This window comes from Saltatorellus ferox, assembly GCA_007751475.1.
Classification (GTDB): Bacteria; Planctomycetota; UBA1135; order UBA1135.
Genome location: CP036434.1, coordinates 2,068,515 through 2,083,678 on the forward strand (window position 1 = coordinate 2,068,515; position 15,164 = coordinate 2,083,678).

A 15,164-nucleotide genomic window follows, 5' to 3' on the forward strand; every position below is an offset into this window, starting at 1 on the left:
TCGGGGGGAGCCGAATCAGGGGCGGGCGTCGTAGCCCAGATGCAGCAGCCCCTCATAGGCCGCCCAGTGCTCCGCTTCCTTCATCGTTCGGCCCCAGGCGCTCGGAAACGTCTGGCCGCCCGCGTGGGCCGCGACGAGGAAGGCGCGAGAGTTCGCGTCGCCGCAGGTGCGGATGACCTTGTAGGACGGCGGGCCGCTGAATTTCTGCTGGCAGACTTCCTGAAAGGCCTGCTTCGGGAGCGCCTCGCCGCCGCGCTCTCGGGCCGCGCTGAGCTCCGGTCCGAGCGTATCGAGGACGAATTCCCGCGCCGGGCCGAGGCCGCCGTCCAGGAAGATCGCGCCGACCACGGCCTCGTAGAGATTGGCGAGGACCGAGCGCGAGAGCGCCTTGCGATTGAGTCCGCGGCCGATCCGGGCGCGCTGGGGGAGGCCGATGCGCTCGGCGGCGCCGGCCAGCGCCTTGCGCGAGACGACCTGGGCCTTCATCTCCGTGAGGGCCCCCTCGTCGTAGCGGGCTCGGTCCCCGAACAGCGACTCGGCGATCACGAGGTCGAGGACCGTATCGCCCAGGAACTCCATGCGCTCGTTGTCGCGGCGCCCGAGCCCGTCGCTGACGCCGGCGGAGGCGTGGGTGAGGGCCAGCTCGGCGAGGCTCTCGTCCTCGAATCGGTGGAAGGGGTCCAGTGGGTTGCTCAAGGGGAGGAGGCGCTCGCGCCTACCGGGGAGGATACCGCCCGGCGAGGCGGGCCGGGCAGGCGCCTCCGCGGTTCGAATTCAGAATCCCGGGAGATTCGCGAAGGGATCCTCGCAGCGGGCACACTGATCCCACGTGAAAAGCCCAGCCCCACCCCAGCGTTCTGCCCTAGGCCCCGGCACAGGCCCCGGCACAGGCCTCGCCCTCGAGGTTTCCCATCTCTCCAAGTCCTTCGGGCCGACGCAGGCCGTTGCTGATATGAGCCTCCGCGTCGCACGGGGCGAGTCGATCGGCCTCCTCGGCCCCAACGGTGCCGGAAAGAGCACGACCCTTCGGATTCTTTCCACCCTGCTCCAGCCCGACGGCGGCGAGGTCTCCGTCCTTGGATTCGATCCGCGAACCCACGGGGCCGAGATTCGTGCCTCCATCGGAGTCGTGCCCCAGGACATCGCGCTCTACGGAGCCATGAGCGCGGCCGAGAATCTCGCGTTCTTCGCGGAACTCGCCGGTGTCCCGCGGGCCAGGATCCAGGAACGAGTCGACCGGGCGCTGGAGACCGCGGGGCTGACGGAGCGCCGCCGTTCCCGCGTCTCCGAGTTCAGCGGCGGGATGAAGCGCCGCCTGAACCTCGTCGCGGCGCTGCTGCACGAGCCCGAACTGATCTTCCTGGACGAGCCGACCGCCGGGGTCGATCCCCAGTCGCGCAACCACATCTTCGAGCAGGTCGAGCGGCTGCGCGCGGAGTCCGGAGTGACGCTCATCTACACGACGCACCAGATGGGGGAGGTCGAGCGCCTCTGCGACCGGATCGTCATCATGGATCGCGGGCGCTCTGTCGCCGACGGTTCGCTGAAGGAGCTTCAGGGGCTGGACGCCGTTCAGCGGGAGACCGCGCCGCGGCTGCGGCTGCAGGATGACCGCGATCTGGAGCGAGCCGCCGCGCTCCTCCGCGAGCACGGCATCGAGTTCGCCGCCGAGAGCGGTTCAGCGGATCTCGAGTCGATCTTCCTCGGTCTGACGGGGCGCGCGCTCCGGGACGGCGACGAGGCTCTCCAGGGCGCTGACGCGACGGAGGTGCGGGCGTGAACTTCACCACCGCATGGGCCCTCGCCCGCAAGGACCTGCGCCTCTTGATGCGCGACCGGACGGCTCTCTTCTTCGCGTTCGCGCTGCCGCTTGTCCTCGCTTCGGTGATGGGGTCGGCGCTCGGGTCGGCCATGTCCGGTGGGGGCGGAGGCAGCTCCACGTCCGGTCCGAGGAAGATGGCTATCGCCATCGAGGACCGCGCGCAAAACGAGTCGAGCCGCGCGCTGCTCGAGCGGATCGGTGCCTCCGAGGGACTCGAGTTCGAAGTCGTCGAGGACGCGGAGCGCGCCGTCGCCAACGGCGATCAGGCGAACGGCCTCGTCATCGGCGAGTCCTACGGAAAGCCAGGCGCCAAGGGGCTGGAACTCTTCCGCGACCCCGCCCGGCAGATCGCCTCCCAGGTGGTCGTGTTCCAGCTCGTGCCGCTGGTGATGGGCGCGTCCTACGGGGACAGCTTCGGGAAGATGGCGACCGCCGATGGGCTCACGGAGATGCTCGGGCTGACGGTGCACGACCTGAAGCCCAAGGCGCGAGGCGGCGTTCCGCGCAGCGCGGGGGAGAGCCACGCGTTCGCCTCGATGGCGGTCATGATGCTCCTCTTCAATCTGGTGGCCGCCGCAGGAACCCTCCAGGACGAGCGCGCCGAGGGAACCCTCGATCGTTTGCGCTTGACCCCGTCCGCAGGCAGCTCCGTTCTCCTGGGCAAGACCCTCGTCACGATGACGATGGCCGTCGTGCAGCTGATCGTGCTCTTCGCGTTCGGAACGATCGTGTACGAGATCCCGGTCATGGAGCACCTGCCGGAGATCGCCGTGATCTCGCTCGTCTGGGCCTCCACCGCGTCGGCGCTGGGGCTTCTCTTTGCGACCGCTTGCTCGACCCGCAAGCAACTGGAGGGCCTCTCGACGCTCGTGATCCTCGGCATGAGCGCAGTGGGCGGCGCGTGGTTCCCGAGGGAGATCACGCCCCAGTGGTTCCAGACGGCGGGTCTCGTGACGCCGGTGGCCTGGGCGATGGACGCCTACGAGGGCGTTCTTTGGTACGGCAAGTCGTTCGCCAGCACGGCGGATCTGGACGGCATCGGCCTGAAGCTGGTGGTGCTCATGGGCTATGGTGTCGTGCTCTTCGGCGTTTCGGTCCTGCTCTACCGGAGAAGGTTCATGCGCGCGTGAGTTCCCGGCGTGCAACCTCAGTTCGATGGAGACGTAAGCTCTCGGGAAACTGTGGGGAACAGTCTGGGACGGTTGGAGTTCCTGATGATTCACCTCGCGCTCTCTGCGTCCGCCAGGACGCCCGGGCCTCGCTCGGCCCCCGCAGGGGGCTGAGCCGCCCGCGCGAGGCTCGCCCTCGCGGCCCGTCCGGCGAGGACGCCGTGCGGCGAGCACGCCCGCGCGGCGAGCGCGCCCGTCCGGCGAGGACGCCTGCGCGGCGAGCGCCACGCGATGCAATCGCTATTTCGCCGTCAGGCGAAATGCCAGAGATACTGCGCGCTGTTGCAGCAATCGCCCGGTTCGGCATTCGATGCCTTGGTCGCAGTCCCGACCGCCGACCGCCGCCGGTGCCGACTTCTCGACACAGGCCTCCCGACAAAGACTGCCTGCCGTTCGCGCGAAGCGCCGAACGCGTGGGCTGAGGCTTACCGCTGCAGGCTTGCGGGTTGCCCGCTGGAGCGCTCGCCCGTCAGGGCGGGCTGGGCAGAGATCAGGCTGGACGCTGGGACCTGAGGGCTGGGACCTGGGGGCTGAGACCTGAGACCTGAGACCTGAGGCCTGGGACCACAGGCCACAGACCCGCCCAGCTCGCCCTGACGGGCGAGCGCTCCAGCGGGCGGCCCGCAAGCCGCCAGCGGGAAGCCTCAGCCCACGCGTTCGGCGCTTCGCGCGAACGGCAGGCAGTCTTTATCGGGAGGACTGTGTCGGGAGGTCTGCTGGGGCGGCGGTCGGCGGTCAGCCCGCAAGCCGCCAGCGGGAAGCCTCAGTCCACGCGTTCGGCGCTTCGCGCGAACGGCAGGCAGTCTTTGTCGGTAGGCCTGTGTCGGGAGACCTTCAGCGGCCAGGACTGCGACCAAGGCATCGAATGCCGAACCGTCCTATCGCTGTGACAGCGCGCAGTATCTCTGGCATTTCGCCTGACGGCGAAATAGCGATTGCATCGCTTGGCGCTCGCCGCGCAGGCGTCCTCGCCGGACGGGCGTCCTCGCCGGACGGGCGCCCTCGCCGGGCAGGCGTCCTCGCCGGACGGGCGTGCTCGCCGCACGGGCCGCGAGGGCGAGCCTCGCGCGGGCGGCTCGGCCCCCGCAGGGGGCCGAGATGGGCCCGGGCGTCCTGGCGGACGCGAGGGACGTTCGTGGGGATGCATGACGTCGGAGCTGAACTCCGAGTGGAGCCACCGGCGTGGCGGTTGGGCTCTTCGATGGCAGGCTCTGGAGGCGGGCAAGTCCGCCGATGTTCTTTGCGGGAGTCGCGAGGAATGCGGGCGAACGGCTCAGTTCCTGGTCCCGTGACGTATTCGTGACGCCCCACCGGTGAATCTCCGCCAAGCCTTGGCATGGGGGAAGGTGAGGTTGCCATCCTGTGCAGACCATGATCAGCGTCTCCGCCGCCTACTGTCCGAATTGCGCCGCTCTGCTGTCTTTTGAACCGGGGCAAGGCCATGTGAGCTGCGCCTACTGCGAGGCATCGCTCGTGCTGGACACAGGCCGGGTCACTCACCAGCGGAGCCACGGGCTGAGCCCCTCGACGCCGACCCCCGAGGTTTCGTCGGAGCCCATTGCGCAGCCCGACCCGAGCCTCTTCGTCCGCGACGCGCCGCGGTTTCGCACGCGCGTCATCGAACAGCTGGCGCCCGAAGCAGCGGGCCCGTCCATCGACCTCTTTCGCACGATCGAGCTGGGGGAGGAGAGATTCGGGATCGTGTCGATGCGCTGCATCGATTCAGCCTCGAACCCCGTCGCGATGGACCTGGAGCCCGCATGGGAGGTCGTTTCGGAGTCGCTCGAAGACGACGGCGACCCAGGTCTTGCGGCGAATCTCGCGCTGGAGGAACTCGCGCGGAGTCCCGCCTTTCAGCGCCTGGAGTGCGTGATCGCCGTACTGGATCCGAAGCGCACGACGGCGCTCGTGTATACGGCGGGAGCCAACCACGCGGCGCTCTGGGTCAGCACCGAGGAAGCGCGACCGATCCTGGCCGGCGCGAACCACCAGCCGCTGGAGCGCGCCGATCTCGCCAAGGCGAGCAGCCAGTTCGAGAACGGTCGCCTGCTTAGCCTCGCCGCCCAGGACCTGCTCGTGATTGCGTCATTCGGCTACCTGAACGACGTGGGCATCGGAAGCGGTTTCCCGAGGCTCATGACGCAGACCCTGCGTGATCATCTCGGAGAGGATCCACAGCGGATCGTCACGCTTATCAAGAACGAGTTCTGGAAGCAGCGTGAATCCGGCCACCAGGTGGCGGCGCCGCTGGTCGGTGACCTGCGCATCGCCGCCGTGGGCGCGCGACTCGCGGAGATCGACGAGTTGGAGGCTCCTGAGACGCTGCCCATCGAAACCTTCGAGAGCCGCCACTTCCAGCTGGCGTTGCTCCGCGCAGCCCGAGAGGACGGGGTGACCACCGATGGCGTGCGCTTCTGGCCGCTCGCAGGGGACAGGCACGCGCTGCTCTGGCTCCAGTATGACGAAACGCTGCCCGAAGGTGCACTGGAGGCCGCGCGGGCGGGAGCGGACGCTGTCCTGAATCGCACGAGCCACGGAGACTTCGACAACGCGCGCGCCGCGGGTCGGAGCGCCTACGCGCGGATCGCCGCCGAACATTCACTCGATCCGGGCCGCTTCCGGATGCTCGTTCTCCATCTTTCCGACGAGTTCCAGAGGGTGAAGTTCTTCGCGCGCGGCTGGAAGGCGCCGATCACCCTCGGGGCCCGCGGCCTTCGTCCGGACGCCGAGCAGCAGCAGTTCGACGAGGGCGGAGAATGCACCGTCAAGGACCTCGGCAGGCTGTTTTTCCCCGGGAGCCTCGACTACGAAGGCAACGTGATCCGCGCCGCCGACTTCGCCGAGCGCTGGCACGGGGGCAAGTCTTCCCACCTCTACGAAGGACTGCGCCTTCACTGGCGCACGCGCAAGAGTGAGAAGGCGCTCATCAAGCTCGTCCGGGCGGCGATCGCCGATGCCGGCCGCGAGAACGCGCAGGGCCTCATGCTTGTAACGGGAGTGTGAAGCCCGATCGATCAACTGCGGGACTCTTCGGGTTTCGCTCGATTGAATCGTGCCGACTTCGGGAAGAGCGGGCATCCTGCTGGGTATGACGCTGCTACTCCTCACCGCGCTGCTCATCCCGCCGACCGCTCACGTCACGCCTCCTGGGCAGGAAGCCGTGACCCTCAGCGCCCGCGCCATCCGTACCTGGGAGATCGAGCTACCGGCCGATCCGTTCCAGAAGATCTCGGGGAGCCTGCCGATCGCCCACGATGGGGGGAGCGGCTTCGCCGTTTCCGCCAGCGGGACGGGCTTCGAGATCGATACGGATGGCGATGGCGTCCTCGACCGGAAGGTCGATGGCCGAGAGGATCCGGAGACGAAGGTGCGCGGCGCGCGCGTGACGGTGTCGGGGCTGAAGGACGGTGAGCCGTTCCGCTATCCCGCTCGGATGGAGCTGCGCCCGGAAGGCTGGGCCTGGGCTTCCAGCTCCGTCCTGGAAGGGATGATCGGCAAGACGCCGGTGCAGCTGATCGACGTGGACGGCAACGGTCGCTATACGGACGTGGGGACCGACGCCATCGGCGTCAACGGATCGAACGTCGCTCAGTTCCTCGGCGAGACGCTGCTCGTGGACGGTGAGCTTCGCTCGATCGCTCTCTCAGGAGAAGGCGCTACCGTGGTCGCGCGGACGTTCCCCTTCGAGGGCCAGGTCGGCACGCTCGACCTGCGCTCGGAGTTCGGTGGCAAGGGCGTGATGCTCGGGGCCGTCGTTCAGTCCGTCGACCGAAAGCACTCGTTCGAACTCTCCGCGATGGAGAACGGCGCGAAGGTCCCCGCCGGGCGCTATCGCCTCGTCGCCGCGAAGATCGGTCTCGGGGAGGCGCGTGCCACCGTGGACACGCGGATGATGGGCACGATCCGGGTGAAGAAGGAGGCGAAGACGGCGCTACAGTGGGGCGCCCCGATCAAGGCGACCTTCGTTTTCGACAGGAAAGGGTCGGAGATCACCCTCGACCCCGAGAAGGTGAAGTACACGGGCGCCGCAGGCGAACGCTGGGTGGGCTGGGATCCCGTCGGGAAGAGTCCGACGTTCCACATCAAGGACGCCGAGACCGGTGAGGTGCTGGTGGACGCAGTCTTCCCGGGCTCGTGCTGAGGCCGCGGTTTCGTACCGGCCGCCGTGAGCGTGCCGAACAGCCAGATCACCGTCGAGATGATCGCGAGCAACTGGGCCTTCGGAGAGCTGCGGGGCAGCGGACAGCCCGGGCTATGAACCTCGTTTCGAAGGGCGTCGCTTGCGCGGTTCTCCTCTGTGGGATCGGCGCGGCGAAGCCCGTTCCCCAGGAAGGGCCCGACGGTGCGGCCTCGCAGGAGTCGCAGGCCACCGGCGGTTCCATCCCGGTGAAGGTCGTGGCGGGACGGCTCGTCGTCTCCTGCGACCTCGCCACCGCTGCGAACCGGATCCCGGTCAACCTGTTCCTCGAGCACGAGGGGCGGCACGGGCTCCAGCTCCACAATCGCGCGGCGGCCACGCTGCGCGCCGAGTCCGCGGATGGTACGCCCCGCTCGATCGCGATGCTGTTCCCCGGATTCCGGGTGGACGTCCCCGCGCGCGAACTCGGGCCCGAGGAGGAGTTCGAGGAATTCACGAAGTACCACTCCGCCGAGATGGGGGAGAACGCGCTCGTCGGCTCGATCGGTGTCGACGTGCTCAAGGACTGGACGGTGACCTTCGCGCTGGCGAGCGGCGCCGTTCGTCTGGAGCCGCCCGCTTCGGATGAGACGGTCGCGTCCACCCCCGGCGGCATCGTCTCGTCGGTCTTCGTCGAGTCGGACGGCACGGTGGTCGCGCCCCTGTCCTTGATCGACGATATGGCGTGGCTACCCGTGCGCTGGAACTCGGGCGAACCCGCGGGTTTCATGCTCGGGACGTCGAAGTACGACACGCGGATCGACGTTCGCGCCGCGCGGCGCGTCGGAAAGCCCGCCGGTGACGTGGGCACCGTGCGCATCGGCGAGATCGATCTGTCGAAGTACGTGGCGTTTCGGCCCGAGGCCGTCGTCGAGGTGCATCCGGATCTGGCCCTCGGCATCACGGGCATCGGGCTTCTGGAGTCCTTCGAGGTGCGCGTCGACCGCGCCCGCCGGGAAGTACGGATGAAACCCATCCGCGCCGCGAAGTACCCGGAGGCGGACTTCGCCTTCTTCTCGGCCCGCGCCAAGGAGAGTCCGGACGCGCTGCTCGGCTACCTCGAGAGCTACCCCGGGGCGCGCCTGGCCCCCGAAGCCGCCCGCCTTCTGCTCGACGACTCCCTGGCGGACATGGCGTCGCCCGAGGACGTCAACGCGGCCGTGAAGTGGATCTACGACACGATGGAGGGCGACCTGCGCACGACGCGGATGCTCGACCTGATGAAGGAGATGGCGGACGCGGGGGAGAGCGACGTGGTGGTGGCCGCGGGAGCGCTCGGGATCGAGGCCGGGCGCGATGATCGCTACCCCAACGCGGTCCACGAGGTTCACGGCCTTCTCGGGCGCACGCTGCTCGACCGGGGAGACGGCGACGAGGCCTGGCGGCATCTGCTGTCCGCGGCCTTCGGCCTCCCCGAGGATGGTCGCGTCAACTACGACCTCGGCCGCTTCTACGAGTCCCAGGGGCGCTTCAGGCGCGCCTTTTCGCGCTACGTTCAGGCGGTGATCAGCCCCGAGTCCGGCGGCCTGGCGATCGACGCCATGCAGCGTGTTCAGCCGCTTCTCGCGACTTCGGACGACGACACGCGGGAGCCCTACTCCGTCGCGATGGTCGAGCGCATGATCGCGGGCAAGGTTCGAAGCTTCGGCGCAGCCAGTCCGTTCGTGAAGTCCGAGGAGACCCCCGTGCTCCGAACGGTGCTCGTCGAGTTCTTCACGAACGGTCACTTCGGCAACGAGGAGCGCGGAGGGGCGATCGGCGGGGCGCTCGGGATGGAGGGGCTCATCGGTCACTTCTCCCCGGACAGCGGCGTCGAGCGCGGCATCGAATTCGAGTCCGGTGATGCCGAAGTGTCCGGCGTCGTCGGTACGGAAGCAGAGGCGGAGAAGCCCGAAGAGGCGAACGTCGTCTTCCTGGAGTATCACCTGCCCGTGCCTCGGCCGGATGCGCTCTGCACGTCGCTCGGTGCGAAGCGGGCGGCCCAGCTTCGCGTGGGCGATCCGGAGGTCATCGTGGTCGACGGAGCGGTCCGTTCGGCGGGCGCTGGCAAGTGGCGCGATGCCGAGGAGATCTACAACCGAGGCCGTCGAGCCGTCCTGGGAAGGCTCGCCACGCTCGGAGATCACGAACTCGATCTCCTGGACGCCTCGTACGAGGACGGGGTCCTCTCCGGAACCGTCGAGGTCTACGGACCACGGGGAGAGGATCTCGCCGTCGAGGTCGTGCTCGCCGAGGGGCGCGTCCTCTACCCCGGTACGAGCGGCGTCGTCGTCCACCGACGCGTGGCGCGCGGTTCGCTGCTCGGTGGCACCGAGCCCCTGGGCTTCAGCGAAGACGATGGCGAAGACGAAGTCACGTTCGAATTTCGCCGTCCGGTTTCCGAGATCGAAGACGCCATGGCGGCACATCTGGACCAGCTGGAGTCCGAGGGAGCCGGCAGCGCGCCGCGTATCTCCATGACGATCGATCCGCGCGAGATGCGCATCATCGCGTTCCTCTACGACAGGCGAACCGGCGCGGTCCTGTCCGCGGACGAGATCATTCCGGAAGGGATTCCGGGGGATGAGCTGCGCGTGCTCGACGTGGAAGCAGCTCCAGCCTCGGCGGGGGGGCGATGATGGACGAGTTCCCGGAAGGCAGCGCGAACGGCGGAGAGGATCCTCTCTTCCGCCGCGATCTGGATGTGATCGCCGAGCGCGCCAGCGCGGATATCAGCAAGGCCTACAGCGGTCGCGAGTTCAAGCGCATCCTGCGCGCGTCGCTGCCGCTGATCGCGCTCGTGCCACTCTTCTATTTCCTGACCCAGGTGGCCTACTGGAACCAGGGAGGCGATCCGCGCCTGGCCCCAGCGATCCTCGTGGTGCTCACGGCTGTCGGACTGCCCGTTCTGTTCGGCTGGATCGCCTCGCGTGAGGCCCGGCGCATCGCCATCGGGCGCGGCCACGCAATGGGGAAGGTGGACGGGCAGCTTCAGCTCGAGGGAAGACTCCAGGCCGCCGATGACTTCGTGCGCAGGCCGCTCCTCACTGGATTCGAGCGCGCTGCGATCGAGGACGCTGCCACGCGGACGGAGGCCGCCAAGACGGTCGCGCTCCAGCATGATCCCGCCCAGGTTCAGTGGGGGCGAGCCAGTGCTCTCTGGGCGGCGGCGGGCGTGGTGTTCGTGCTTGGCTCCCTCTGGGTCGGCACCTGGGAGATGCAGGCGCGGTACCGAGCAGAGACAGCGAACGAAGCCCTCGTGGCCGCGGCCGGTGAACTGGCCGAACCGCTGATCGAAGAACGTGCGCCAGCTCCAGCCGTCCCCGAGCTGCCCGAGCCGAAGGCCCTGGAGGCGCTCTCGAAGACTCGCCAGGGCGCAGCGATTCCCGAGCGCGCGGACGCTTCGCCGGACATCTCCGAGAGCGTCAAGGAGTCGGCCGGCAAGACGGGCGCAGGCCGCTCCTCGGGAGCTCTCTCGTCCTCCGCGGGAAGCGAGTCCCGCAGTGCACCTTCCGCCCAGGGTCAGACCTCGGAGCCCGGGGATCCCGACAGCCAAGCGAAGCCAGCGCCCAAGAAGAAGGCGAAGGCGCAGGCAGACGAGCCCGCGCCCGAGGAGAAGCCCGAGGACGAAGAGTCCGGCGCGACGGCGGGCAAGGGATCTTCGAAGGGCTCCAACAAGAACCCGACGGCGTCCGATTGGAAGAGCCGCGACCAGGTGACCGAGTCCGACGACCAGGAGATCGACGACGACGAGGAGGCCGAGGACGACGAGGAGTCCCAGGAGAACCGCGGTGGCGTTCAGCCGAGCCTTCGCGACCGCAGGCCGCCCGTGAGCCGCGATCTCCAGATCGGCTTCGGCAACCGACCCAACCCCGATGCGAACGGGCGCGGTGGGCCCTCCGAACAGAAGAAGTCGCGCGGTGTGGCTTCCCTGGTGCTCGGCGTGCCCATCCCTGATCGCATCAAGGGGCGACCTGGTCCCGGTCCGACGAAGATCACCCAGGAACGCATCGAGCCCCAGGCGGAAGAGGCGGGCACCGTCACCGCGACGTCACGTGGTCCGCGCAGCGGCTCGACGGGCCCGCTCGGCCATCTCGATCTCGAGCCCGACCTCAAGGCGCTCGTGCGCCGCTACTTCCTGAGCCGCCGGGCAGCCCCCTGACCTGCGCTCCCCGACGCCCTCCTCCTGTATCCCTCCCCCCCTGTTTCCCAAGATTCATGAGCTCCCAAGACGCCAGCGCCGCGCGTGAAGACGCGCAGGCCTTCATCGAGACCTTCCAGGCCATCAAGGGTGAGGTCTCCAGGATGATGGTGGGCCAGGACGCGGTCATCGACGGCGTTCTGACGGCGCTGATGGCCGGCGGGCACGTCCTGCTGGAGGGCGTTCCCGGACTCGGCAAGACGATGCTGGTCTCGTCCCTGGGGCGCGCCGTCGACCTGACCTTCAGCCGCATCCAGTTCACGCCCGACATGATGCCCGCTGACGTGCGCGGTACCTCGGTCCTCGTCGAGACGGAAGGCGGCGGTCATGAACTCCAGTTCGAAGAAGGCCCGATCGTGGCCAACCTCGTGCTGGCTGACGAGATCAACCGCGCGACGCCGAAGACGCAGTCCGCCCTGCTGGAGGCGATGCAGGAACGGCAGGTGACCGTGGGCAAACGCACGATCGTGCTGGAGGAGCCGTTCTGCGTGATGGCGACCCAGAACCCGGTGGAGCAGGAAGGCACGTACCCGCTCCCCGAGGCCCAGCTCGACCGCTTCCTCTTCAAGCTGGTCGTTGGCTATCCGGCAGAGGCCGACTACAAGGAGATCCTGCGCCGTACGACGGGCGGTACGGACGTCGAGCTGTCCGCGGTGTCCAAGGGCAAGACGGTCAACAAGATGCGGAAGATCGTGCGCTCGGTCCCCGTGCCGGAGCACGCCGAGGACTACGCGATTCGGCTCGTCATGGCAACGCAGCCGGGTAGCCGCTACGCGCCCGCGCTGGTGAATCGCTACGTCGCCCTCGGCTCCAGTCCGCGCGGCGCACAGGCGCTGCTTCTGGGCGCCAAGGTGAAAGCGCTTCTCGCGGGCCGATTCGCGGTCGCCGTCGAGGACATCCAGGCCGTCGCGCTCCCGGTGCTCCGGCATCGCATGATGATGAACTTCGAAGGGCTCTCGGAGGGCGTGACCTCGGAAAAGGTCGTGTCCGAGGTGCTCGGATCCGTGGAAGCCAACGCCGGCGCTCCGGTTTGAATCAGGCGCCTTTGACTGAAACTGGGGGCATGAATCGGACGACGGGGGTGAACCCATCCACTGGTACCGCGGCTTCGGCCACTCTGCCGGAGCTCTTCGACACGGAGTTCCTGGAGGCCGCCCAGCGGCTGCGCCTGGTGGCGCGGCGCGTGGCGCCGCGCGGACGCTTCGCCGAGCAGCGCTCGAAGTCGAAGGGCTCCGGATTGGAGTTCCAGGACTATCGTCCCTACACCCATGGCGACGACATGCGCGCCATCGACTGGACCGTCTACCGGCGGCTCGGTCGGGTCTTCGTGAGGCTCTTCGAAGAGCATGAGGACCTGCCGCTCTATCTCCTGCCGGACATCTCCAGGAGCCTCTGGATCGAATCACCGCCCCGCGTGATCGCCGGGCTGCAGGCCGCGCTCGCGCTGGCCGCCGTGTCGCTCGGAGCGCACGACAGCGTGGGGGTGTTCCCCTTCGCCGAGGACCTGTCCATCCTCCAGCGGCCGACGTCCGGCAAGGGAAGACTCGCGACGCTGGCGGCGCGCATGCAGACGCTTCAGCCCGGTGGCGCGACGAACCTTCGCACGTCGCTCAAGCGCTTCGGCGGCATGCGCCTGCGTCCCGGTCTCGTCGTCATCGTGTCGGACTTCTTCGACGAAGGGGGGCTCGAGGCGATCACCGAGTCGATTCGCGGCGTGCGTCACAAGCTGCTCTTCGTTCAGCTCGTGCGGGCGACCGACCGCGATCCCAAGGCCCTCGTCGGCGACCTTCGGCTCGTGGACTGCGAGACCTCGGACGCACAGGACGTTTCCATTTCACCCGCGGTGATGCAGCGCTACCAGGCGGCGTACGATCGGTTCTCCGAGGGGCTCGCGGCTCTTGCGCGTTCGCGCCAGGCCGGGCTCTTGGCCCTGGACGTCGAGAGCGACGTCGTTCCGCAGATCGCCTCGCTGTTCGAGAACGGCCGGAGGGAAGTCTGATGCTGACGTTCGCTCTGGCGCCCACGCAGATCTCCGGGACCGCGACGCTTCTGGGTCTCCTCGGCCTCGGCGCGCTCCTGTTCGCGCTCCAGCGCCTGCGGGTTCGTCACCGCTCCCAGCTCGTCGTCACGACGCTCTTCTGGCGAGAGGCGCTGGAGGAGTCGAGAGCGCGCACGCTGGTCGAGCGCTTTCGGCATCCGCTCACCTACCTGCTGCTCGCGCTGATCGGGGGCCTGCTCTGGCTCTCCTTCGCGCGGCTGGAGTCGGATCGAAGCGACGGGGTTCACCACACGTTCTTGCTCGATGGCTCCGCGGGTATGGCGGTGGGCCAGCGATGGGAGCGCGCCGTCGAGGCGCTCGGAAACGAACTGGAGAACACGCCGCGGGAGCGGACGGAGGTCCTCTTCTGCGGCGAAGACGTCCGCATCCTGCTGGGACCCGGAGAGGATCGTGCCCTCCTCGGCGCTCGCCTCGAGGGCCTGGCGCCGGCGGCCATTCCATCCACGGTGGAGTCGGTTTTGGTGTCCGCGGCGGCCGTGCGCCGCGCGGAGCTCGCCGGTGAATCCGGTGCCGCGAGACGCTTCGTCGTCGTCGGCACTCCGCTGCGCGGTCAGACCGCAGAATCCAGCCTGAACGCCGGGGACTGGATCGAGAACCTGCCTGTTTCCGGCTCCAACGCGGACGCTGGAGGCAACGTGGGCATCACGGCGCTCGGCGTCTCCCCCGCGAGGTCCGGTGCCTTCGACGCCGTGGACGCGCTCGTGGAGATCCGTGGTGCGGGCGCCGATGGGGCGAACGTCACGATCACGCTCGGCGACGAGGCGATCACGAGCGCGGAGAGAACCGTGCTCAGCGCCGATCTCGTTCAGTTCGTCTGTCGTGACCTTCGACCGAAGGCGGCAACGGGTTACGGCGTCAAGGCGGAGGAGATGCGGCGGCTCGTGGCCGCGGTCACGCCAGCGGCTGGAAAGGGCCCGGGAAAGGACTCCCTGGCGTTCGACGACCGCGCCGAGATCCTCCTTCCGGAGCTCCGGCTGGTCCGCGTGACGCTGGTCGCGACCGGCAACGAGAGCGTGGATCTGGCCCTGCGCGCCGCCTGCGACGCCGACCCTGCGATCGAAGTCACGGACGATACCGCGCGCGCCGATGTCGTGATGGGCGGCGTGCCTCCGGCGGGCACACCACCCCTGCCGCGGCTCGGCATCGCGCCCGCTGCGGAGCAAGAACACTCGATCGAAGTCATGGACGGAGCGAGTCGCGATGCCGACGCACTCCTGGCCGCCGCCGTCGGCGAGCTGGCCCTCGACCGCATCGACGCCGAGCGCCTCGCGAGCGAACTCGGCAGGCCGCTTTCGCTCGGCGTCGCCGATGGTCTCGCCCTGGCTTCCGGGACGACGCTCGTCTCCGGCATCCCGCGGGCGATCTCGCTGTGGAGCGAGCTGTTCGATCCCACGCGTTCGTCGTTCACGGAGTCGCGCGCCTTTCCCGTCGTCGTGGGCCGCGCGGCTCGCTGGCTGGTAGGGAGCCCCGAGATCGTTCCCTACGCCGCGAGCGGAAGGCCGCTCCCGACGCGCCTCGCGAATCTCTCGGGGGGGCCGCGGTTTCCCTGGGAGCGGGCGGCCAGGACCGTGAGCCTGCTCGATCCCGATACGACGACCCGCGCGGCCGTGGCTTCCGGTGTCGGCCCGCTCGTCGACGCCTCTTCGCGCGAAACCGGCGGCGCGGGGCCCTGGCGGTTCGCCACCTGGATTCTTCTTCTCGCGCTCCTCCTCCTCGTTCTCGAGTGGGTGCTCTACCAGCGCGGGAGGATCGCCTGA

General features: G+C 68.7%; 10 protein-coding genes. 9 read left to right on the forward strand and 1 reads right to left on the reverse strand.

Annotated elements, in window-relative coordinates; translation table 11 throughout:
- Positions 1-15: 15 nt before the first annotated feature.
- On the reverse strand, positions 16-696 hold the full coding sequence (gene rnc, locus Poly30_RS07460; RefSeq protein WP_419191085.1) for a ribonuclease III: 681 nt from the start codon (positions 694-696) through the stop codon (positions 16-18).
- A 133-nt stretch (positions 697-829) separates the two neighbouring features.
- Between rnc and Poly30_RS07465 the strand changes: the two genes are divergently transcribed.
- From Poly30_RS07465 to Poly30_RS07505, 9 genes are all read left to right on the forward strand, one after another.
- Positions 830-1,780, forward strand: a complete 951-nt coding sequence (locus Poly30_RS07465) for an ABC transporter ATP-binding protein (protein ID WP_419191086.1) — start codon at positions 830-832, stop codon at positions 1,778-1,780.
- Positions 1,777-2,952 (forward strand): ABC transporter permease, encoded by a 1,176-nt coding sequence (locus tag Poly30_RS07470; protein WP_145195848.1) that lies wholly within the window; start codon positions 1,777-1,779, stop codon positions 2,950-2,952. The genes Poly30_RS07465 and Poly30_RS07470 overlap by 4 nt, the downstream gene beginning before the upstream one ends.
- Before the next feature lie 1,410 nt (positions 2,953-4,362).
- Positions 4,363-5,994: a hypothetical protein gene (locus Poly30_RS07475; protein ID WP_145195850.1), complete on the forward strand. Its 1,632-nt coding sequence runs from the start codon at positions 4,363-4,365 to the stop codon at positions 5,992-5,994.
- Between the two features lie 85 nt (positions 5,995-6,079).
- Positions 6,080-7,132 (forward strand): hypothetical protein, encoded by a 1,053-nt coding sequence (locus Poly30_RS07480; protein ID WP_145195852.1) that lies wholly within the window; start codon positions 6,080-6,082, stop codon positions 7,130-7,132.
- 113 nt (positions 7,133-7,245) lie between these two features.
- Positions 7,246-9,786: a tetratricopeptide repeat protein gene (locus Poly30_RS07485; RefSeq protein ID WP_145195854.1), complete on the forward strand. Its 2,541-nt coding sequence runs from the start codon at positions 7,246-7,248 to the stop codon at positions 9,784-9,786.
- Complete coding sequence (locus tag Poly30_RS07490; protein ID WP_145195856.1) at positions 9,783-11,309, forward strand: hypothetical protein; 1,527 nt, start codon at positions 9,783-9,785, stop codon at positions 11,307-11,309. Before Poly30_RS07485 ends, Poly30_RS07490 begins: the two co-directional genes overlap by 4 nt.
- Positions 11,310-11,365: 56 nt before the next feature.
- Positions 11,366-12,382, forward strand: a complete 1,017-nt coding sequence (locus Poly30_RS07495) for an AAA family ATPase (protein ID WP_145195858.1) — start codon at positions 11,366-11,368, stop codon at positions 12,380-12,382.
- Positions 12,383-12,411: 29 nt separating this feature from the next.
- Positions 12,412-13,347: a DUF58 domain-containing protein gene (locus Poly30_RS07500; RefSeq protein WP_145195860.1), complete on the forward strand. Its 936-nt coding sequence runs from the start codon at positions 12,412-12,414 to the stop codon at positions 13,345-13,347.
- Entirely contained in the window at positions 13,347-15,164 is a 1,818-nt protein-coding gene (locus Poly30_RS07505; protein ID WP_145195862.1) for a vWA domain-containing protein, read from the forward strand. Before Poly30_RS07500 ends, Poly30_RS07505 begins: the two co-directional genes overlap by 1 nt.